Source organism: Streptomyces sp. NPDC012825 (assembly GCF_042900925.1).
Lineage (GTDB): Bacteria > Actinomycetota > Actinomycetes > Streptomycetales > Streptomycetaceae > Streptomyces.
Map to the genome: position 1 here is coordinate 67,741 of NZ_JBIBBZ010000004.1, position 18,725 is coordinate 86,465.

Annotated in this window: 15 protein-coding genes; 11 read left to right on the forward strand and 4 right to left on the reverse strand. The window is 74.6% G+C overall.

Annotation, left to right across the window (positions count from 1 at the left end; translation table 11 throughout):
* Window positions 1-31 precede the first annotated feature (31 nt).
* Window positions 32-1,204, reverse strand: a complete 1,173-nt coding sequence (gene xylA / locus ACFY7E_RS11905; protein WP_389483516.1) for a xylose isomerase — start codon at window positions 1,202-1,204, stop codon at window positions 32-34.
* A gap of 167 nt (window positions 1,205-1,371) precedes the next feature.
* On the opposite strand from xylA, the gene xylB reads away from it, so the two are divergent.
* Window positions 1,372-2,856, forward strand: a complete 1,485-nt coding sequence (xylB, locus tag ACFY7E_RS11910; protein WP_389483519.1) for a xylulokinase — start codon at window positions 1,372-1,374, stop codon at window positions 2,854-2,856.
* A gap of 102 nt (window positions 2,857-2,958) precedes the next feature.
* Window positions 2,959-3,192, forward strand: a complete 234-nt coding sequence (locus ACFY7E_RS11915) for a hypothetical protein (RefSeq protein WP_389483522.1) — start codon at window positions 2,959-2,961, stop codon at window positions 3,190-3,192.
* Between the two features lie 112 nt (window positions 3,193-3,304).
* Here ACFY7E_RS11915 and ACFY7E_RS11920 read toward each other — a convergent pair whose 3' ends face one another.
* Window positions 3,305-4,360 carry a hypothetical protein gene (locus tag ACFY7E_RS11920; RefSeq protein ID WP_389483525.1) on the reverse strand — a complete coding sequence of 352 codons (1,056 nt, stop codon included), beginning with the start codon at window positions 4,358-4,360 and terminating at the stop codon, window positions 3,305-3,307.
* Between the two features lie 268 nt (window positions 4,361-4,628).
* Between ACFY7E_RS11920 and ACFY7E_RS11925 the strand changes: the two genes are divergently transcribed.
* Genes ACFY7E_RS11925 through ACFY7E_RS11935 form a run of 3 tightly spaced genes read left to right on the forward strand, consistent with a single transcriptional unit; the run spans window position 4,629 to window position 7,811 of the window.
* On the forward strand, window positions 4,629-5,897 hold the full coding sequence (locus tag ACFY7E_RS11925) for an ROK family protein (RefSeq protein WP_389483527.1): 1,269 nt from the start codon (window positions 4,629-4,631) through the stop codon (window positions 5,895-5,897).
* A 10-nt stretch (window positions 5,898-5,907) separates the two neighbouring features.
* Window positions 5,908-7,341, forward strand: a complete 1,434-nt coding sequence (locus tag ACFY7E_RS11930; RefSeq protein WP_389483529.1) for a WGR domain-containing protein — start codon at window positions 5,908-5,910, stop codon at window positions 7,339-7,341.
* On the forward strand, window positions 7,338-7,811 hold the full coding sequence (locus ACFY7E_RS11935; RefSeq protein WP_389483531.1) for a hypothetical protein: 474 nt from the start codon (window positions 7,338-7,340) through the stop codon (window positions 7,809-7,811). Before ACFY7E_RS11930 ends, ACFY7E_RS11935 begins: the two co-directional genes overlap by 4 nt.
* Window positions 7,812-7,821: 10 nt before the next feature.
* Here ACFY7E_RS11935 and ACFY7E_RS11940 read toward each other — a convergent pair whose 3' ends face one another.
* Both ACFY7E_RS11940 and ACFY7E_RS11945 read right to left on the reverse strand, forming a co-directional pair.
* On the reverse strand, window positions 7,822-8,244 hold the full coding sequence (locus tag ACFY7E_RS11940) for a DUF350 domain-containing protein (RefSeq protein ID WP_383435150.1): 423 nt from the start codon (window positions 8,242-8,244) through the stop codon (window positions 7,822-7,824).
* Between the two features lie 146 nt (window positions 8,245-8,390).
* Window positions 8,391-9,005 carry an HdeD family acid-resistance protein gene (locus tag ACFY7E_RS11945; protein WP_389483534.1) on the reverse strand — a complete coding sequence of 205 codons (615 nt, stop codon included), beginning with the start codon at window positions 9,003-9,005 and terminating at the stop codon, window positions 8,391-8,393.
* A gap of 252 nt (window positions 9,006-9,257) precedes the next feature.
* Between ACFY7E_RS11945 and ACFY7E_RS11950 the strand changes: the two genes are divergently transcribed.
* The 6 genes from ACFY7E_RS11950 to ACFY7E_RS11975 all read left to right on the forward strand — a co-directional run bounded on the left by ACFY7E_RS11950 (window position 9,258) and on the right by ACFY7E_RS11975 (window position 18,471).
* Entirely contained in the window at window positions 9,258-9,803 is a 546-nt protein-coding gene (locus ACFY7E_RS11950) for a DoxX family protein (protein WP_389483536.1), read from the forward strand.
* Window positions 9,804-9,883: 80 nt separating this feature from the next.
* Window positions 9,884-10,795 carry a glucose-6-phosphate dehydrogenase assembly protein OpcA gene (opcA, locus tag ACFY7E_RS11955; protein WP_389483538.1) on the forward strand — a complete coding sequence of 304 codons (912 nt, stop codon included), beginning with the start codon at window positions 9,884-9,886 and terminating at the stop codon, window positions 10,793-10,795.
* Between the two features lie 272 nt (window positions 10,796-11,067).
* A complete protein-coding gene (locus ACFY7E_RS11960; protein WP_389483541.1) occupies window positions 11,068-15,270 on the forward strand; it encodes a SpoIIE family protein phosphatase in 4,203 nt (1,400 codons plus the stop codon).
* Window positions 15,270-15,554 (forward strand): STAS domain-containing protein, encoded by a 285-nt coding sequence (locus tag ACFY7E_RS11965; protein WP_389483544.1) that lies wholly within the window; start codon window positions 15,270-15,272, stop codon window positions 15,552-15,554. Before ACFY7E_RS11960 ends, ACFY7E_RS11965 begins: the two co-directional genes overlap by 1 nt.
* Before the next feature lie 275 nt (window positions 15,555-15,829).
* Window positions 15,830-16,240, forward strand: a complete 411-nt coding sequence (locus tag ACFY7E_RS11970; protein WP_389483547.1) for an STAS domain-containing protein — start codon at window positions 15,830-15,832, stop codon at window positions 16,238-16,240.
* Window positions 16,237-18,471, forward strand: a complete 2,235-nt coding sequence (locus tag ACFY7E_RS11975) for a SpoIIE family protein phosphatase (protein WP_389483549.1) — start codon at window positions 16,237-16,239, stop codon at window positions 18,469-18,471. The genes ACFY7E_RS11970 and ACFY7E_RS11975 overlap by 4 nt, the downstream gene beginning before the upstream one ends.
* Window positions 18,472-18,725: the final 254 nt, after the last annotated feature.

Here is an 18,725-nt window from a genome sequence, read left to right on the forward strand (position 1 = left end):
CGCCGCCGCGCGCCCGGCCGACACCGCGCGCCTATCGGCGTACCCCGAGGAGGTGCTCCAGGGCCAGCTGGTCGAGGTGCTCGAAGGCCATCGAACGCGCCGCCGCCGCGTCCGCGTCGAACGTCTCGTACGCCGTGGGGTCGGCGAGCAGCCCGGCGAGGCCGTCGGCGGCCGTGGGGACGGCGAGTTCGGGCAGCCGGGAGGCGGCCAGCGCGGCCACGACGTCCGGATCGGCGCGGAAGGCGGCCGAACGCTCCTTCAGGATCAGGTAGTTGCGCATGCAGTTCCTCGCGGACTCCCACACCCCGTCGGCGCCGTCCGTGCGCACCGGCTTGAAGTCGAAGTGGCGCGGACCCTCGTACCCGGCCGTCTCCAGGAGGTCCACCAGCCAGAACGCCTGGCGCAGGTCGCCCGCCCCGAACCGGAAGTCCTGGTCGTACTTGATGCCCGACTGTCCGTTGAGGTCGATGTGGAACAGCTTGCCCGCCCACAGCGCCTGCGCGATGCCGTGCGGGAAGTTGAGGCCGGCCATCTGCTCGTGCCCGGTCTCCGGGTTCACGCCGACGAGCTCCGGGCGCTCCAGGCGCTCGATGAAGGCGAGGGCGTGCCCGACGGTGGGGAGGAGGATGTCGCCGCGCGGCTCGTTCGGCTTGGGCTCGATCGCGAAGCGCAGGTCGTAGCCCTGCTCGGTGACGTACTGGCCGAGCAGGTCGAAGGCCTCCTTCATCCGGTCGAGCGCGACCCGCACGTCCTTCGCCGCGCCGGACTCGGCGCCCTCCCGGCCGCCCCACGCCACGTAGACGGTCGCGCCGAGTTCGACGGCGAGGTCGATGTTGCGGAGGGTCTTGCGCAGGGCGAAGCGGCGCACGTCCCGGTCGTTGGCGGTGAACGCGCCGTCCTTGAAGACGGGGTGGGCGAAGAGGTTCGTGGTGGCCATCGGCACGGCGAGCCCCGTGCGGTCCAGGGCGGCCCGGAAGCGCTTCACGAGTGCGTCGCGCTCGGTCTCCGGCGTGCCGAAGGGGATCAGGTCGTCGTCGTGGAAGGTGACGCCGTACGCGCCGAGGGCGGCGAGCCGCTCGACGGTCTCCACGGGGTCGAGGGCGGGGCGCGTGGCCTCGCCGAAGGGGTCGCGGCCCTGCCAGCCGACGGTCCAGAGACCGAAGGTGAAGCGGTCCGCGGGGGTGGGGGAGAAGCGCTCCGGCATGGTGTGTCCTTCTCTCGTACGCCGTCCGGGGGCTGGCCACCGGATTTGTTTTCTGAGATAACTAATACGGGACGGGGGGCCGGCGCGCCAGACCCGCGCCCGGAACGACCCGAGACGGACTTCCGGAAGACCGCCGTCGAGAGACGAGACCGAGACGAGGTGAGGGCGTGCCCGCGAGCCGCTCCGTCGTGATCGGCGTGGACAGCTCCACGCAGTCCGCCAAGGCCGCCGCCGTCGACGCCGACACCGGCGAGCTCCTCGCCGTCGGCCGCGCCCCGCACACCGTCACCGGGACCGCCGGGGCGCGCGAGAGCGACCCGGGGGAGTGGTGGACGGCGCTCGTCGCCGCCGTCCGCTCGGCCGTACGGGACGCGGGCGTTCCCGCCGCGTCCGTCACCGGCATCGCGGTCGCGGGCCAGCAGCACGGCCTCGTCGTCCTCGGCCCCGGCGGGCGGCCCCTGCGGCCCGCGCTGCTCTGGAACGACACCCGCTCCGCGCCCCAGGCCGCAGCCCTCGCCGCCCGCCTCGGCGGACCGGAGGCCTGGACGGCCCGGACGGGGTCCGTCCCCGTCGCCTCCATGACCGCCGCCAAGTGGCAGTGGCTGCGCGAGCGCGAACCCGAGCGGGCCGACGCCGTCACCGCCGTCCGCCTCCCGCACGACCACCTCACCGAACGCCTCTCGGGGACCGCCGTGACCGACCCCGGGGACGCCTCGGGAACCTGCTGGTACGGGACCGCGACCGGCGCCTACGACCCGGAGGTCCTCGACCTCGTCGGCCTCGACCCGGCCCTGCTGCCCGCCCTCGCCCCCACCGGCGCCACCCGCGTCGGCACCCTCACTCCGGCGGCTGCCGAGGCCCTCGGGCTGCCCCGCACGGTCGCCGTCGCCGCCGGGACCGGCGACAACATGGCCGCCGCCGTCGGGCTCGGCCTCGGCGGCGCGGGCCTGCTCGACCACCCCGTCGTCAGCCTCGGCACCTCCGGCACGGTCTTCGCCGCGACCCGCGTCCGCCCCACCGCCCCGGGGCTCGCCGGCTTCGCCGCCACCGACGGCGACGGCACGTACCTCCCGCTCGGCTGCACGCTCAACTGCACCCTCGCCGTCGACCGGTTCGCCGAACTCCTCGGCCTGGACCGGGAGGACGCCCTGCCCGGCGGCGGCGTCGTCGTCCTGCCGTACCTCGACGGCGAACGCACCCCCGACCTCCCGCACGCCGCCGGACTCGTCACCGGCCTCCGGCACGGCACGGACCCCCGGTCGGTCCTCGGCGCCGCCTACGAGGGCGCCGCCTTCACCGTCCTCCGCGCCCTCGACGGACTCCTCGCCGCCTGCGGTCTCGACCCGGCCGCGCCGGACGTACGGGACCGGCCGCTGCGCCTGATCGGGGGCGGCGCGCGCGGCCGGGTCTGGACCGACACGGTCCGCAGGCTCTCCGGCCGACCCCTGGTCGTCCCCGCCGCCGGCGAACTCGTCGCCCTCGGCGCGGCCGCCCTCGCGGCGGGCGCCGCCACCGGCTCCGACCCCGTCGCCCTGGCCGCCGCGTGGGGCACGGGAGCGGGGGAGGTCCTGCCCCCGCTGCCCCACGACGGGGAGAGCTGGGACCGCATCGCCGGGGTCCTGGCGGCCGCGACGCCCACCCTGCTGAACTGACGGAGGCGAGGAAGCGGAACGGACTTGATCCACTTCGCCGCCGGACCCTGGCCCGGTCATGACCTCCGGGTTACCCTGCCGGTAACCACGGGGGAGGGACACATGACCGCTCTGCTCGTCCTGTTCGGGGTCATCATCGGTGTCGGGGCACTGGCGTTCGTCGTCGTGCACCGCCGGGGCGGAGGCCGACCGGACACGGTCGAGGGCCTGCTCCAGGAGGAAGAGGCCCGACGGCAGGCCCAGGCCGACCGGGTCTCCTTCAACGCCCGCTCCGTCCACGACTCCATGCCGACCAGCAGCGACGCGTACCACCGCCGGAACGGCAACCGGTACTAGGGAGTCTCCCGCCGGACGGCGCGGACCCGGCACGATCGGCGGGACGGCCCCCGGAGCCCGGCCGGCACGTCACGGACGGTACCGCGCCGCCCGGCGCGGTACCCCGCACCGCTCACCGTCCTTCCCCGGCCCAGTACGCGGCCCGCACCTCCCCCTCCGCGAAGTCCCGGCGGGGCAGACGCAGGCCGAGGGACTCCTCCAGGGCGTGGAAGTACAGCTCGAACCTGCTGGTCAGCTCGGGGTGGTCCAGCTCGGCACGGCGTAGGGCCCGGTTGAGGAAGTCCAGCTCGCCTCCCCGCAGATATGGGGCGTGGCCGCGCTCGTACCAGATCGGCTCCAGCACGCACGGGTCGCCGTCGTCGACGCGGCGATCGCCCCGCAGGTAGTCGAAGCTGTAGATCGCCTTCGCGGAGGTGGCGCTCAGCCGCACGCTCTCCTCGATCCCGAGCGCCGCGTACGCCTCCTTGTCGGCTAAGGCCCCCGGGGGCGTGTCGTGGTGCAGCAGAAACGTCCACCCGCCCGCCTGCCCGAAGCAGCAGCTCTCCCACTGGCGGTCCCAGTGGACCCGGCCGTCGTCCACGGCCTTCAGGTCCTTCAGACGCGTACCGGCCGCGACCTGCGCGGGATCGGCCCCGTACAGCAGCGCCAGCCGCTCGGCGTCGACGGTCCGCCCGGGCGCCGCGCGGAAGAAGGCGAGCGTCGTGTACGGGTCCTGCTCCCGCCAGGACCCGGCTGTCCGGGCGAACCCCTCCAGGGGGTCGCGCCCGCACGGCTCGACCGCCCCCGTGCCGTCCGGCTCGCCACCGCGGAACCGCCTGCCCCACGCCGGATCGATCCGCTCCAGCGCCTCGGCCACCTCCGTGAGCCCGCCGCCGCGCCGCCGCACCGCGGCCTCGGCGATCAGAAAGACGGCCTCGTCGAGGTCGCGGGTGACGAACACCTCCTGGTGGAGGCCGTAGCGGCCGCGTACCGTGCCGTCCTCCCCGACCAGCAGGCACAGATCGCCGTCCTTCGCCTGTTCGGCCGGTTCGCCCCGCGTCCCCTCGGCCCACTCGTCCGGCTCGTCCTCCGAGCGCGCCACCGGCGGCAGCCCCACCCCGTCGAGCAGGGCGTGCCGCGCGGCCGTCCGCTGCCAGGCCTCCGCGAGTACCCGCTTGGTGATCTTCATGGCGCCCATGCAGGAGGGGGCACTGACAACGGGCCGATCTCCGCGGGGCGGTGGAGAGGGGAGGACGAGGCCCGCTCCTCCTCCCGTACGGGGCGCCCGGCGGCCCTCGCAGGTCGCAGGTCGCACGTCCGGTCGCGGCGGTCGTGCGGAAGTGCCGCGGCCGGAGCCCGACGAGGAACGGTTCGGACACCGGGCCCCGGCACCGGACGCCACCACCCCGGACGCCGTTGCCGTGCGAACGAAACGGACGACTAGGCTCTCGCTCACCATGAACCAGCCCACGGAACCCAAGGCCGACAAGTCGGGAGTGCGCCGGCACAACCTGAGCCTCGTCCTGCGGACCGTCCACGAGGCGGGCGAGACCACCCGGGCCGCCGTCGCGGCCCGCGTCGGACTCACCCGGCCCGCCGTCTCCTCCCTCGTCGAGCAGCTCCTCGGCCTCGGCCTGCTCGTCGAGTCGGGCAAGACCTTCAGCGGGCAGGCGGGACGGCCGGGCACCGTCCTGAAGCCGGCCGACACCGGCCCCGCCGGACTCGGCGTCGAGATCAACGTCGACTACGTCACCGCCTGCGTCGCCGACCTGACCGGCACCGACCGCGTCCGGCGCACCGAGCACCTCGACAACCGCGAGGCCGGCGCCGGCGAGGTCCTGGCCCGGGCCGCCCGCATCGCGGCCGGAGCCCTGGACGAGGCGGCCGGACTCGGGCTCCTCCCGGCGGGGGCCGGGCTCGCCCTGCCCGGCCTCGTCTCCGGCGGGACCGTCCGGCAGGCCCCCAACCTCGGCTGGAACGAGGTCCCCGCCGAACACCTCTTCGCCGAGGCCCTCACCGCCCTGCGCCCCGCCACCGCCGGCCTCCCCGTCGCCTCCGACAACGAGGCGAACTCGGCTGCCCTCGCCGAGCTGTGGTTCGGCTCCCTCGGAGAGGTGCGCACCTTCCTGCACCTGACGGGGGAGATCGGCGTCGGCGGCGCGATCGTCGTCCACGGCGAACTCCTGCGCGGCGCGCACGGATTCGCCGGCGAGATCGGGCACACGGTCGTCGACGCCGAAGGCCCCCGCTGCCGCTGCGGCTCGCGCGGCTGCCTGGAGCAGTACGCGGGACAGGCGGCCCTCCTCGCCGCGGCCGGGGCGACCGGCGTCCCCGACCTGGCGCGCCGCGCCGGAGCCGGGGAACCGCGCGCCCTCACCGCCCTCGCGGAGGCGGGCCGCATGCTCGGACGCGCCCTGTCGGGGGCCGTGAACCTCCTGGACCCCGAGGCCGTCGTCCTGGGCGGCATCTACCCGCGCCTGATGCCCTGGCTGGCGCCCGCCCTGACGGAGGAGCTCGCCGGCCGCGTCGTCTCCGGCCTCTGGACCCCGGACGCGGGCCGCCTGCGCCCGGCCTCCGCCGCCACCGACGCGGCCCGGGGCGCGGCGGCCCTCGTCCTCCGCGACGTCCTGGCCGACCCGCTGGCCCACGCCACGGCGGCGGCCGGCCGGAGGAGCCGACGACGCCCCCCGTCCTCGCCGCGGGGCGTTGTCAGTGGCCGCCCCTAACGTTCCTCCCATGACGACGACTTACCTGGAGCTGTCGCAGGACGGCGGCGGTGCCCACAAGTTCTACGAAGTGACCGTCGAGGACCTCGCGGTGTCGGTCCGCTACGGCCGGATCGGCACGGACGGGCAGACGCAGCGCTCCGCGTTCCCGACCGCGGAGAAGGCCCGGGCCGCCGCCGCGAAGAAGATAGGGGAGAAGGTCCGCAAGGGCTACGCGCCCGCGGTGCGCGGAGCGCGCGCCGCCCGCCCGGTGACGCGCCGCGCGGTGACCTCGGCGCCCTCCACCGCGCGGGCCGTCGCCCCGGTCCTCTGGCGCTTCCGGACGGGCTCGGCCGCCTTCGGCATCCACGTGGACGAGGAGCGCTGCTGGGTCGGCAACCAGGCGGGGGACGTCTTCACGCTCGACCGCACCGGCGAGGTCCAGGCCCGCTTCAGCCTGCCGGACGGCGTCAAGTGCCTGGTCGCCGACGACTTCTGGATCTACGCCGGCTGCGACGACGGCAAGGTGTACGACCTGTCGTCCAAGCTCCCCTTCGCCGCGTACGACATCGCCACCGACGTCGACATCTTCTGGCTCGACATCCACGAGGGCGTCCTGCACGTCGCCGACCGCTCCGGCCGGCTCACCGTCATCGACCACGAGGACGAGCACCAGTGGGCGCGCGGCGGCCGGGGCGAGCACGCCTGGATGGTCCGCGCCGACGGCGACGCCGTCTACTACGGGGACACGCGCGGCGTCGCGGCCCACGCGCCGGACGGCGGCGGCGAGCTGTGGCACACGGCCACCGACGGCGCGGTCCTCTTCGGCTGGCAGGAGGACACCGCGGTCTACGCGGGCACGGGCCGCAGGAAGGTGCAGCGGCTCGCGAAGAAGGACGGGCGGGTGGAGGCGGTGTACTCCTGCGACAGCGCGGTGTACTCCTGCGCCACCTCGCCCGGCGGCCGGTTCGTCTTCGCGGGCGACTCGTCCTCCTCCGTCTACTGCTTCGCGGAGGACGGCACCCGGCTGTGGAAGCTCGGCACGGGCGGCGGCTCGGCGCTCTCCATGCAGTACCGGGACGAGCGGCTCTACCTGGTGACCACCGACGGCTCGCTGGTCTGCGTGGACGCGAGCGAGGCGGCGATCACGGCCGCCCAGGGGGGCACGGTCCCGGTCGCCCGGGACGTCAAGCTCGCCGCCGCGCTGCCGGTGTACGAGCCCGCCACGACCGCCACGGCCGTGACCGTCGTCAGCGACGCCCCGGCCGGCGCGGTGGTCGTGGAGTGCGTGAACGAATCGGGCCGGACCCGGGTGCGGGTCGTCTCGGGGGGCTACGACTCCTCGTGGAACGTGCAGTTCCCGCGCGCGATCCGCGAGCCCGGCACGCGGTACGTGGTCGACGCCCTGCACCCCGCCGCGGGCGGCTTCTACCGGGTCCGCGGCGACATCCGGCGGCTGCGGTGACGGTACGGGGAGACGGGGACGGGGGCGGCGTCTTCGAGGCGGCCACGGGCGACGGACCGCTCCCGGCCGACGCCGAGCAGCGCTCCCGTGAGGTCCGCGCGGCCCTCGACGGGCTGCTCGGGATCAGACGGCTGACCCGGGGCGGCGACCCGCAGGCCGTGCCCGCCGACTGGGAGCGCCGGCAGCCGGTCCGGGCGGTGGCCCTGGTCCTGGAGGCCGGCGGGATCACGCCCTCGTCCGTGGACGCCGCCGGGGCGCGGACCTCCACCGGCTACCGGGTCCGGGCGGGGGAGCGGCCCGGCACGGCCGTGGTGGAGTGGCCGGGGCCGCCGGGCGCCGGCGCCGCGCGGGAGGAGGCGGAGGCGCTCGGCGCGTGCGTCCCCGTCCTGGCCCGGCTCGGCTGGGACGCCCTGCTCTACAAGGGGCCGCGCGGACGCCGCTTCCTGGAGGTGGAGCCGATGGGGGACTGAGCCCCGGGGATCAGGCGATCGAGGCCGAGACGATCGCCGAGACCGCGATGTTGCAGGAGGCGGTCACCCACACCGCCGGGTGCGGCTCGGGGTCGACCAGGGTGGCGCCCAGCTTCCCCGGCGTGACCAGGTCGACGACGAGGAAGGCCACCGCCATCAGCACCAGGCCGAGCAGACCGAACGCGGCGGTCGAGACGAGGCCCTTGCCGAAGTCGTCGTACGTCGTCCAGATCGAGGTGAAGACGATGCCGCCGATGCCGAGGAGCGCCGAGCTCAGCAGGATCGCGGCGTTGCGGTTGCGGTCCTCCCAGATCTGCCGCCCGAGCTTGCCGGGGGTCAGCAGGTCCACGAGCACGATGCCGAGGATCAGCAGGACCACGCCGAGGGCGCCGTAGGCGCTGGTCCGGCCGAGACCGTTGACGATGTCGCTCATGGGATGCCGGCTCCGAAGGGTTCGCGATCACGGGGGATCGGTGGTCAAGGACCGGCAAAATGTAGCGCACGCGTCAAAGACGTCCGCCGTCCGCCCGGAGACCGGACGGACGGCGGAAGCGGGTGGAACGGGCCCGTGGGGCCCCGTCAGACTCCCGACGGCAGCTTCCCGGCGCGCGAGCGCACCTGGAGGGCCGTGACGATCTCGACGGTGCCGACGGCGACGAGCCAGATGCCGCCGAGGAGCGTGAGCACCGCCGCCGACTCCAGCGGGGACACGATCAGCACCACCCCGGCCAGCGCGCTGACGACGCCGAGGAAGACCTGCCACCCCCGGGCCGGCACCGCCGGGTCGGAGGCCGCCGCCACGGTCTGCGTGATGCCCCGGAAGAGCCAGCCGATGCCGATCCAGAGCGCGAGCAGCAGGATCGACTGCGTCGCGCCCCGGAAGCAGAGCAGACCGAGCAGGATCGAGAGGGCGCCGCTGATGAAGGCCATGACCCGCAGCGCGGTGCTCACATGGGTGCCGAAGGCGGCGACCAGCTGCATCACACCGCTGAACAGCAGGTACAGGCCGAAGAGCACGCCGGCCACGACCAGCGAGGCACTCGGCCAGACCAGGACGAGGACGCCGAGGACCAGCGCCACGAAGCCGGCGAGGAGCAGGGCCTGCCAGGCGGCGCCGGCCAGCACGCCGAGGGGCCCGGCCGGGGCCTCCCGGTCCCGGCGGCGTTCATGGGATCGGTCGTGAGTCCGTGTCATGGGACGGGGTCCGTCCTTTCGTGGGGGTGCGGTCCCGGCGGTCGTGCGTACCGGCCCCCCTCGGACCGCTTCCGGGGACACGACTCGTGACGGTCCCGGGACGGCGACGGGCCTCCCACTAAAACAACGGCGGACAAAAGCCGCAAAAGGTGACTCGTACGGAGTACGGATCCGGGGCTCGGAGGGCAGACGTCCCGGAGGGCGACGACAGTGGGCGGCGTACGCGTCCCCCTCCCGCACCTGGAGCACCCCATGGCCCACCCCAACCGACGCGATCTCGGACTGCTCGTGCTGAGGGTCGGCACCGGCGCCGTGCTCGCCGCGCACGGCACGCAGAAACTCTTCGGCTGGTTCGGCGGCGGAGGCGTCGAGGGCACCGGCAAAGCGATGGAGGCGATGGGCTTCTCGCCGGGCCGGCAGAGCGCGATCGCCGCCGGTCTCGGCGAGGCGGGCGGCGGCGCCCTCCTCGCCCTCGGCCTCGCCACCCCGGCCGCCGGGGCCGCCGCGGCCGGAGCCATGACGGGCGCCGTCTCGGTGCACGCCCCGGCCGGCTTCTTCGCCCAGGGCGGCGGTTACGAGTACCCCGCCTTCCTCGGCTTCACCGCCGCCGCGATCGGCGTCACCGGCGCCGGGCGCTACTCCCTGGACCACCTCACCGGACACGTCCTCGACCGGCGCTGGGTGGTGGCCGTCGCCTTCCTCGGCACCGCGCTCGCCGCCGCCGCGGTCGTCGGCCGCCGCGCCCAGGACCAGGCGTCCCCCGAACCGGACTCCGAACCGGCTCCCGAGCAGTCCTGACGGGAGCCGTCGGGCGCCCGGACGCGTTCGCCGCGCGGGAGGGTTAGGCTCGCCGGAGAGGAAGGGACGGGCGCCGCGACATGAAGATCGACCTGACGGACACCAGCTCCAGCGAGATCAACAAGACGATCCTGAAGGGCCGCAGGGACGTCGGCACCCCCGCCGTCGGCGCCGTGCTCACCCTCGTCGTCGTGACCGACGAGGAGAACGCCTACGACGCCGTCAAGGCGGCCAACGAGGCCTCCCGGGAACACCCCTCCCGCATCCTCGTGGTCATCAAGCGCCACGCGCGCGCCCCCCGCGAGCGGCACGAGACCCGGCTCGACGCCGAGGTCCGGCTCGGCAGCGACGCCGGCTCGGGCGAGACGGTCGTGCTCCGGCTCCACGGCGAACTCTGCGCCCGCGCCGAGTCCGTGGTCCTGCCCCTGCTCCTGCCGGACGCGCCCGTCGTGGTCTGGTGGCCCGTCGACGCACCCGAGGTCCCCTCCGAGGACCCGCTCGGCTCGCTCGCCCAGCGCCGCATCACCGACGCGTACGCGGTGGAGGACCCGCTCACCGTCCTGGAGGTCCGCGCCGCCTCGTACGCCCCCGGCGACACGGACCTCGCCTGGACGCGGCTCACCCCCTGGCGCTCGATGCTGGCCGCCGCGCTCGACCAGGCGCCGCTCACCGTGACCTCCGCCGCCGTCGAGAGCGAGGCGGAGAACCCCAGCGCCGAACTCCTCGCCCGCTGGTTCGAGGCCCGGCTCGGCGTCCCCGTCGACCGGGTCGTCACCGACGGCCCCGTGATCACCGCCGTCCGCATGGGCACCCCGGACGGCGAGATCCTCATCGACCGGCCCGACGGCCCCGTGGCCCGCCTCTCCATCCCCGGCCAGCCCCACCGGGTCCTCGCCCTCAAGGTCCGCCCCACCGCCGAACTGATCGCCGAGGAACTGCGCCGGCTCGACCCCGACGAGGCCTACGAGGCCGCCCTGCGCGGCCGCGCCTGACCCGGCCCGTGTGAAACGGGGCCGGCGCGACGGGGCCACTACGGGCCCGGTCGCCGCCGTCCGGCCTCCCGACCCCCGTCGACCACCGCGGCCACCACCCGCGCGATTGTCTTATCCTACGGAATACGCCGGTGGATCACCGGGCGGTACGGAAACACTCCGGCGGTCTCCTCGGACCCCGGATCCGTCGCCTCCGGTCCTCGACGGCGTCCGTGGAAGCGGTCCGCGGCCGGTGCCCCGCACCGGGGCCGAGGTGAACGAAAGGGTGGTCCGTGACGCGCTCGGAGGCCGGTGGGCCCACGCCGTCGACAGCTGCGACCGGGGTGTTCGCCGCCGACAAGGAGATCGGTGAGGACCTCGCCCGGGTGGACTGGTCGGCGACGCCGCTGGGACCGCCGCAGGACTGGCCGCAGAGCCTGCGGACCGCCGTGAGCATCCTGCTGTCGTCGAAGTTCGCCATGTGGATGGCGTGGGGGCCGGAGCTGACGTTCTTCTGCAACGCCGCCTACCGGCGCGACACCCTGGGCCAGAAGTACCCCTGGGCGCTGGGCCGTCCCGCCCGCGAGGTGTGGTCCGAGATCTGGAGCGACATCGGTCCGCGCATCGACACCGTCCTGACCGGCGGCGAGGCGACCTGGGACGAGGCGCTGCTGCTGTTCGTCGAGCGCTCCGGCTACACCGAGGAGAGCTACCACACCTTCTCCTACAGCCCGCTGCGCGACGACGACGGCACCGTGGTCGGCATGCTGTGCGTGGTCAGCGAGGAGACGGAGCGGGTCATCGGCGAACGCCGCATGGCGACCCTGCGCGATCTGGGCTCCGACCCGAGCGTCATCCGCACCGAGCCGGAAGTGCTCGACTTCGCCGGCGGGCAACTCGGCCGCAACCCGCACGACCTGCCGTTCGCCCTGACCTACCTCTTCCACGACGACGGCACCGCCCGCCTCGCCTCGGCCGTCGGCATCCCGGCCGGCCACCCGGCGGCGGCGGAGATCCTTCCCGCGGACTCCACGTCCGCGTGGCCGACGGACGTCCCGGCCCGCGGGGAGTCCCTGCTCGTGCCCCTGGACGGCGAGCCGTTCACGGACCTGCCCTCCGGAGCGTGGCAGGAGGCGCCCGCGCAGGCGCTGGTCGTCCCCCTGCTCCAGCAGGGCGCCGCGCCGTACGGGTTCATGGTGGCCGGCCTGAACCGCTACCGCGCCCTGGACGAGGGCTACCGGGGCTTCGTGGAACTGGTCGCCGGACACCTGGCCACCGGAGTCACCAGCGCCCGCGGCTACCAGGCGCAGCAGCGCCGGGCCGAGGAACTCGCCGAACTCGACCGGGCCAAGACGACGTTCTTCTCCAACATCAGCCACGAGTTCCGCACCCCCCTGACCCTGATCATGGGACCGCTCCAGGAACTGCGGCAGCGGCTCGCCGACGCGGAGCCGCACGTACGGGAGGAACTCCAGGCCATCCACCGCAACGGACTGCGGCTGGGCAAGCTGGTCAACACGCTCCTCGACTTCTCCCGCATCGAGGCGGGCCGGATGCGGGCCGGCTACGAACCGGTCGACCTGGCCGCGGTCACCGGCGACCTGGCCAGTGTGTTCCGCTCCGCCGTCGACAGGGCCGGCCTGGACTTCCGGGTCGACTGCGCACCGCTGCCCGAACCGGTGTACGTCGACCGCGGCATGTGGGAGAAGGTCGTCCTCAACCTGCTCAGCAACGCGCTGAAGTTCACCTTCGACGGCGCGATCCACGTGGGCGTGCGCGCGGAGGACGGCGAGGCCGTGGTGACGGTCGCGGACACCGGGATCGGCGTGGCGACCGAGGAGATGCCCCGGCTGTTCGAGCGGTTCCACCGCATCGAGAACGCCCGCTCCCGCTCCGGCGAGGGCAGCGGCATCGGCCTGGCCCTGGTGAAGGAGCTGGTCGGCCTGCACGGCGGCACCATCACCGCCGACTCCACCGAGGGGGAGGGCACCCGCTTCACCATCCGTCTCCCCTTCGGCTCCGCCCACCTGCCCGCCGGCGCCGTCCGGCCGGAGACGGACGCCCACGCCACCGGCCCGGAGACGGGCGCCGGCACGTACCCCGCCACCGCCGACCCCTTCGTCCAGGAAGCCCTGCGCTGGCTGCCGGGCGAACGGACCACGGCGACCGACCCCGCGTTCGAGGACGCGCCGGACACCTCGGAGACCGGCGACGACGTACGGACGGCCCGTCCGACGGCCTCCGCACGGGTGCTGATCGCCGACGACAACGCCGACATGCGCGAGTACCTCGCCCGGCTGTTGCGCGGCGCCGGCTACCGGGTCCACGCGGTCGACGACGGTCGGCAGGCCCTCGACGCCGTCCGCGCCGAGGCTCCCGACGTGGTGGTCAGCGACGTCATGATGCCCCGCCTGAACGGCCTGGACCTGGTCCGGGCGCTGCGCGTCGACCCGCGCACCGCCTCGGTGCCGGTCCTGCTGCTGTCCGCCCGCGCGGGACAGGAGGCGTCCATCGAGGGCCTGCGGGCGGGCGCGGACGACTACCTCGTCAAGCCGTTCGCGGCGGCCGAACTCCTCGCCCGGGTCGAGGCCAACGTGAAGCTGGCCCGGCTGCGCAACCACCACGCCCGGTGGCGCACCGCCCTGATCGACTCGCTCCAGGAGGCTTTCTTCGTCTGCGACGAGGAGGGCGCGGTCATCGAGATCAACGCCTCCTTCACCTCCATCCTCGGCTACGGCCCCGAGGACCTGCCCTACCGGCCGGTCCACCCCTGGTGGCCGGACGCCGCCGCCCACCCCGAGGCCCACCGCCAGGTGGCCGAGGCCTTCGCCACGCTGACCGGCCGGGAGCGGGGCAGCTACACCATCCCCGTCACCCACCGCGACGGACACCGCCTGTGGGTGACCGCCACCTTCAACCAGGTCCAGGACCCCGACACCGGCCGCACCGTGATCGTCGGAACATTCCGCGACGTGACCGCCGAGCACTACGCCGTCCAGCGCGAGAGCGCCCTGGCCGCCCTGGGCGCCCGTCTCTCCCAGGCCACCAGCCTCGCCGACGCCACGGCCGGCGCCCTGGAGGAGCTGAAGGGGGTGTGGCAGGCCCGATACGTCGCGGCCGCGGTCTTCGGCCCCGGCGACGAACCCCTCCTCACCGCCACCGACCCCGCCCTCACCTGGCCGGGACTGTCCGCCGGGCGCCGCCGGGCGCTCGAGGACCTGCGCCGGCAGCCGGAGCTCACCCCCGTCACCGACCGGAGCGGGGCCGCCGTCCTCCTGGAGCACCCCGACGGTCCGCTCGTCCTCCGGATCGACCTGGAGGAACAGCGCCCCTTCACCGGCGAGGACCAGCTGCTGCTGTCCCTCCTGGCCGGACGCCTGGCCCAGGGCCTGGCCCGCGCGCACCAGATCGACCAGCAGCGCGAGACCGCCATCGCCCTGCAGCGCGCCATCCTCGGCCCGTCCCGGCTGCCCGACGGCTTCGCCGTCCGCTACGAGCCGGCCACCCGGCCCCTGGAGGTCGGCGGCGACTGGTACGACACCGTCACCCTGCCCGACGGACGCATCGGCATCGTCGTCGGCGACTGCGTCGGCCGCGGCCTGGAGGCCGCCAGCGTCATGGGCCAGTTGCGCAGCGCCTGCCGCGCCCTGCTGCTGCAGGACGCCGGTCCGGCCCAGGCGCTCATGGCCCTGGACCGGTTCGCCGCGGGCGTTCCCGGCGCGGTGTGCACCACCGTCTTCTGCGGGGTCCTCGACGCCGCGACCGGAGAACTCACCTACTCCAGCGCCGGACACCCCCCGGGCATCCTCGTCCGCCCCGACGGCACCACCCGGCTCCTCGAGGACGGACGCTCCCTGCCCCTGGCCGTCCGTCCCGGCACCCCGCGCCCCGAGGGCAGCTGCACCCTCTCCGCCCGCTCCACCCTGCTGCTGTACACCGACGGACTCGTCGAACGCCGCCGCCGGCCGCTCAGCGCGGGCATCGACCAGGCGGGCGAAGCGCTCCAGGAGGGCCGGAACACCGCGATCGACGACCTCGCCACCGACGTCATGTCCCGGCTGGCCCCCGCCGGCGGCTACGACGACGACGTCGCCCTGCTGCTCTACCGCCACCCGGCCCCGCTGGAGATGACCTTCCCCGCGGAATCGGGACAGCTCGCCCCCGTCCGCACGGCCCTGCGCGGCTGGCTCGACCAGTGCGACCTGCCGCCGGGCACCGTGCAGAACATCCTCGTGGCGGCAGGCGAGGCCTGTGCCAACGCCATCGAGCACGGACACCGCGACGCCCCCGGCGACGACGTCTACTTCCGCGCCGAGGCGTCCGTCGACAACCTGCGCCTGACCATCGCGGACACCGGGCGCTGGAAGGTCCCCCAACCCGAGCGCAACGCCCATCGCGGCCGCGGCATGGCCCTGATGCGGGCCCTGATGCAACAGGTCACCGTCACCCAGGGCCCCGCCGGGACCACCGTCGACATGCACACAAGGATCGCCTGATGACCACACCACTGACCCTCACGCCCGGTCGCAGACCGGACGGCACGGCTGTGCTGACCGCGGTCGGCGAGATCGACATGAGCAACACGCACAGCCTGGCCGCCGCGCTCGACGGCACCCCCGGCCCGCTCGTCCTCGACCTGACCGACGTCGAGTACCTCGACAGCGCCGGCCTGAGCGTCCTCTTCTCGCACGCCGACCGCCTCGAACTCGTCGCCGGTCCGCTCCTGGCCCCGGTCCTGAGCATCTCCGGCCTGGCCGGCCTCACCACGCACCACCGGTGAGCCCCCGGAGGCGGGAGGCGCTCCCGTCTCCGACCGGGGCGGCCCCGGTGTGGCGCGCCGACACGGGGGTAGGGGTCCGCTTCGGTTTGGAAGGAACTCGGGAAGGAATCCCGGAAGGAACCCGGCGGTGACGAGCGCCACGGCCCACCACCCGGGAAGCGGCACTCCGGGCCGGTCGAGGTGAGAGTGTTCCGGGCAAACCGAGGTGAAAGTAATATTCACCTGGTCTTTTACCATGGGTTCCCGCTGGGAACCGTATGCGGAGGGAACTGAGGGTGTTCGCGGTAGACGTCGGACGGGACGCGCGAGGAGTGGTGTTCGCGCTGCGAGGGGACCTCGACTTCCACAGCGCGGTGCAGCTGTACGAGGCCGGCGACAAGGAACTGGGCCCGGGAGGTGAGACGGGCGCGGTGGTGATCGACTGCTCCCACCTCACGTACTGCGACTCCACCGGCATCACCGCCCTGCTGAAGCTGTACAACCAGCTGTCCGCGCAGAGCCGGGTCCTGCGCCTGGCGTCGGTGCCCGCCTTCCTGGACCGCCTGTTCACCCTAACGGGACTGAACCAGATCTTCTCCCTGTACGACGACGTCGACGAGGCCCTGGCCGCGCACGAGGCCGAACGCGGCACGCTCGTCGCGAGCACCGACGACCCGGCGCTGCACGGCGGGGAACACAGCGGATGACGGGAGCGTCGGGACAGCAGGCGCCCCCGCCGGCCCGGGCGTCGTCGGTGCCGGCGGCGCGCGCCGCCGCCGACGACGGCGCGGAGGGCGATCTGCGGGCCCTGTTCGGACAGTCGATGGCCGTGTTCGCCTCCCTGGCCGGGCCGGCGCACATGCTGGAGGCGGCGAACCCGGCCTTCTTCGCCGCGATCGGCGGTCCGGAACGCACCCGTACCGGCGTGCCGCTGGGGCAGCTCATGCCGGAACTGGCCGCCCAGGGCTTCCTCGCAATCCTCGACCGGGTCTACCGCACCGGAACGACCCACGTCGGCCGGAACGCCCGCGTACTGCTCGGCGAGGGCGCGGACGCCCGCGAGGCGTTCTTCGACTTCACCTACGAACCCCGCCTGGACGCCGGCGGCAACGTCACGGGCGTACGGGTGATCGGGGTGGAGACCACCCAGGTCCAGCACGCGCAGCGGCTGACGGCCGAGCACCGGGCGCTCCTCGAACAGATCGCCCGCCAGGCCCCCCTGCCCGAGGTCCTGGAGGGCATGGCCCGCGCCATCGAGGACCTCGCCCCCGAAGAGGTACTGGTGTCGGTCCTGCTCGCCGACGCCGACGGAGGACACCTGCGCCACGGCGCGGCCCCCAGCCTGCCCGACTTCTACAACCGGGCCATCGACGGCATCGCCACGGGCGAGGGCGTGGGCTCCTGCGGCACCGCCGCCCACCGCCGCCGGCCGGTGATCGTCACCGACATCGCCACCGACCCGTTCTGGGACGACTTCCGCGACCTGGCCGACAAGGCGGGCGTGGCCGCCTGCTGGTCCACTCCGATCCTGGCCCGCGACGGCTCGCTCCTGGGCACCTTCGCGATGTACCACCGCACCCCGCGGACCCCGGGGGAGGCCGACCTCGCCCTCGCCCGGGTCTTCGCCGGCACCGCCGCCCTGGCCATCGAGCGCCACCGGGCCGAACAGGCGCGCCGGGCGGCCGAGGCCCGCGAGCAGGCCGCCCGTGACGCCCTGGCCTTCCTCCTGAACGCCAGCACCGTCCTGTCCTCCGACCTGGACGCCCCCCAGACGCTGAACCGCCTGGCCACGTCCTGCGTGCCGAGACTGGCACCGCTGGGCGCGGTCGACGTCGTCGAGGGCGGCCGGGTGCGCCGCGTCGCCACCGCCGCCCCCACCGGGCGCCAGCGGGACCTCCTCGCCTCGCACATCCCCGTCTACGACGCCGTCGACGACGCCGTCGCCCGCGTCCTGGCCTCCGGTGTGACCGAGGTGGCCCGCCGCACCCCCTCCGGGCCCGGCCCCTGGCAGGAGCTGGGCGTCACCGGTTACGTGTGCCTCCCCCTCCTCGACCGGGGCAGGGCGTTCGGCACCGTGACCCTGCTGTCCACCGGCGAGCACGCCTTCGACGGGCACACCGTGGCCCTGGCCGAAGAACTCACCCGGCGCGCCGCACTGGCCGTGCGCAACGCCCGCCAGTACACCCACCGCGCCGCTCTCGCCCGCGACCTCCAGGCCGGGCTCCTCCTGCCCGACCTGCCCCGGGTGCCCGGGGCCGAGGTGGCCACCTACTACCATCCCGCCGGCGAGGGACTCGACATCGGCGGCGACTTCTACGACGTCTTCCCCCTGGAGGGGGACCGGTGGGCGTTCCTGCTCGGCGACGTCTGCGGACGCGGCGCCATCGCCGCCACCACCACCGCCCTGGTCCGTCACACCGCTCGCGCCGTGGCTCCCCTCCTGCCCGACCCCGAGGCCGTCGTCGGAGCGGTCAACCAGGCCCTGATCAACCGGCCCGCCGGACACGGCACCGGCTTCGTCACCCTCGTCTACGGCCGGCTCACCCCCACCGACCAGGGCCTGGACGTCGAACTCGTCCGCGCCGGCCACACCATGCCCCTCCACCTGGACGCCCGGGGAACCGTCCGCGCCGTCGACGTGCCCGGCGCCCTGCTGGGCATCGGACCCGAGACCCACCTCACCACGCACCGCCTCCGCCTGCGGCCGGACGAGAGCCTGCTGCTGTACACCGACGGCATCACCGAGGCCCGCGACGCCGACGGGGAACAGTTCGGCGAGCACCGCCTCGCCGCGGCCCTGGCCGGCGTCCCGGCCCGGACCGGGCCCCGTCACGTCGTCGAGACCCTCACCCGGGCCGTGCGCGCCTTCACCGGTGACCACGGCATCGACGACGACCAGGCCGCCCTCGTCCTGACCGCCACCCGCCCCCGGGAGTGACGCGGACGCCGGTCCCGACCGACGCGTTCCGCTCCAGGGGCGCCCGGGGGACGGCGAAGTCCTTCGCCCCCCCCGATGTGAGCGGCCGCCCGTACGCGCCGCCGCCCCGCCTCCCCCTTTCCACGACTTCCGGCCCGTTCCGCGGGCCGTCCGTGGGGCGCCGTCCCGGCCCCCGCGCGTTCTTCCCGCACGCCCGGCCCCCGGTAAGGGGTGTGCCCGAGTACGACAGGTACGCATCCTCTTGTCCTCCGCTG

Excerpts from the sequence above, each read along its gene's own strand:
- ACFY7E_RS11950 (WP_389483536.1), top strand. The coding sequence starts at position 9,258 with ATGGCCCACCCCAACCGACGCGATCTCGGACTGCTCGTGCTGAGGGTC.
- xylA (WP_389483516.1), bottom strand. The coding sequence starts at position 1,204 with ATGCCGGAGCGCTTCTCCCCCACCCCCGCGGACCGCTTCACCTTCGGT.
- ACFY7E_RS11915 (WP_389483522.1), top strand. The coding sequence starts at position 2,959 with ATGACCGCTCTGCTCGTCCTGTTCGGGGTCATCATCGGTGTCGGGGCA.
- opcA (WP_389483538.1), top strand. The coding sequence starts at position 9,884 with ATGAAGATCGACCTGACGGACACCAGCTCCAGCGAGATCAACAAGACG.
- ACFY7E_RS11975 (WP_389483549.1), top strand. The coding sequence starts at position 16,237 with ATGACGGGAGCGTCGGGACAGCAGGCGCCCCCGCCGGCCCGGGCGTCG.
- ACFY7E_RS11965 (WP_389483544.1), top strand. The coding sequence starts at position 15,270 with ATGACCACACCACTGACCCTCACGCCCGGTCGCAGACCGGACGGCACG.
- ACFY7E_RS11945 (WP_389483534.1), bottom strand. The coding sequence starts at position 9,005 with ATGACACGGACTCACGACCGATCCCATGAACGCCGCCGGGACCGGGAG.
- ACFY7E_RS11940 (WP_383435150.1), bottom strand. The coding sequence starts at position 8,244 with ATGAGCGACATCGTCAACGGTCTCGGCCGGACCAGCGCCTACGGCGCC.
- ACFY7E_RS11920 (WP_389483525.1), bottom strand. The coding sequence starts at position 4,360 with ATGAAGATCACCAAGCGGGTACTCGCGGAGGCCTGGCAGCGGACGGCC.
- ACFY7E_RS11930 (WP_389483529.1), top strand. The coding sequence starts at position 5,908 with ATGACGACGACTTACCTGGAGCTGTCGCAGGACGGCGGCGGTGCCCAC.
- ACFY7E_RS11925 (WP_389483527.1), top strand. The coding sequence starts at position 4,629 with ATGAACCAGCCCACGGAACCCAAGGCCGACAAGTCGGGAGTGCGCCGG.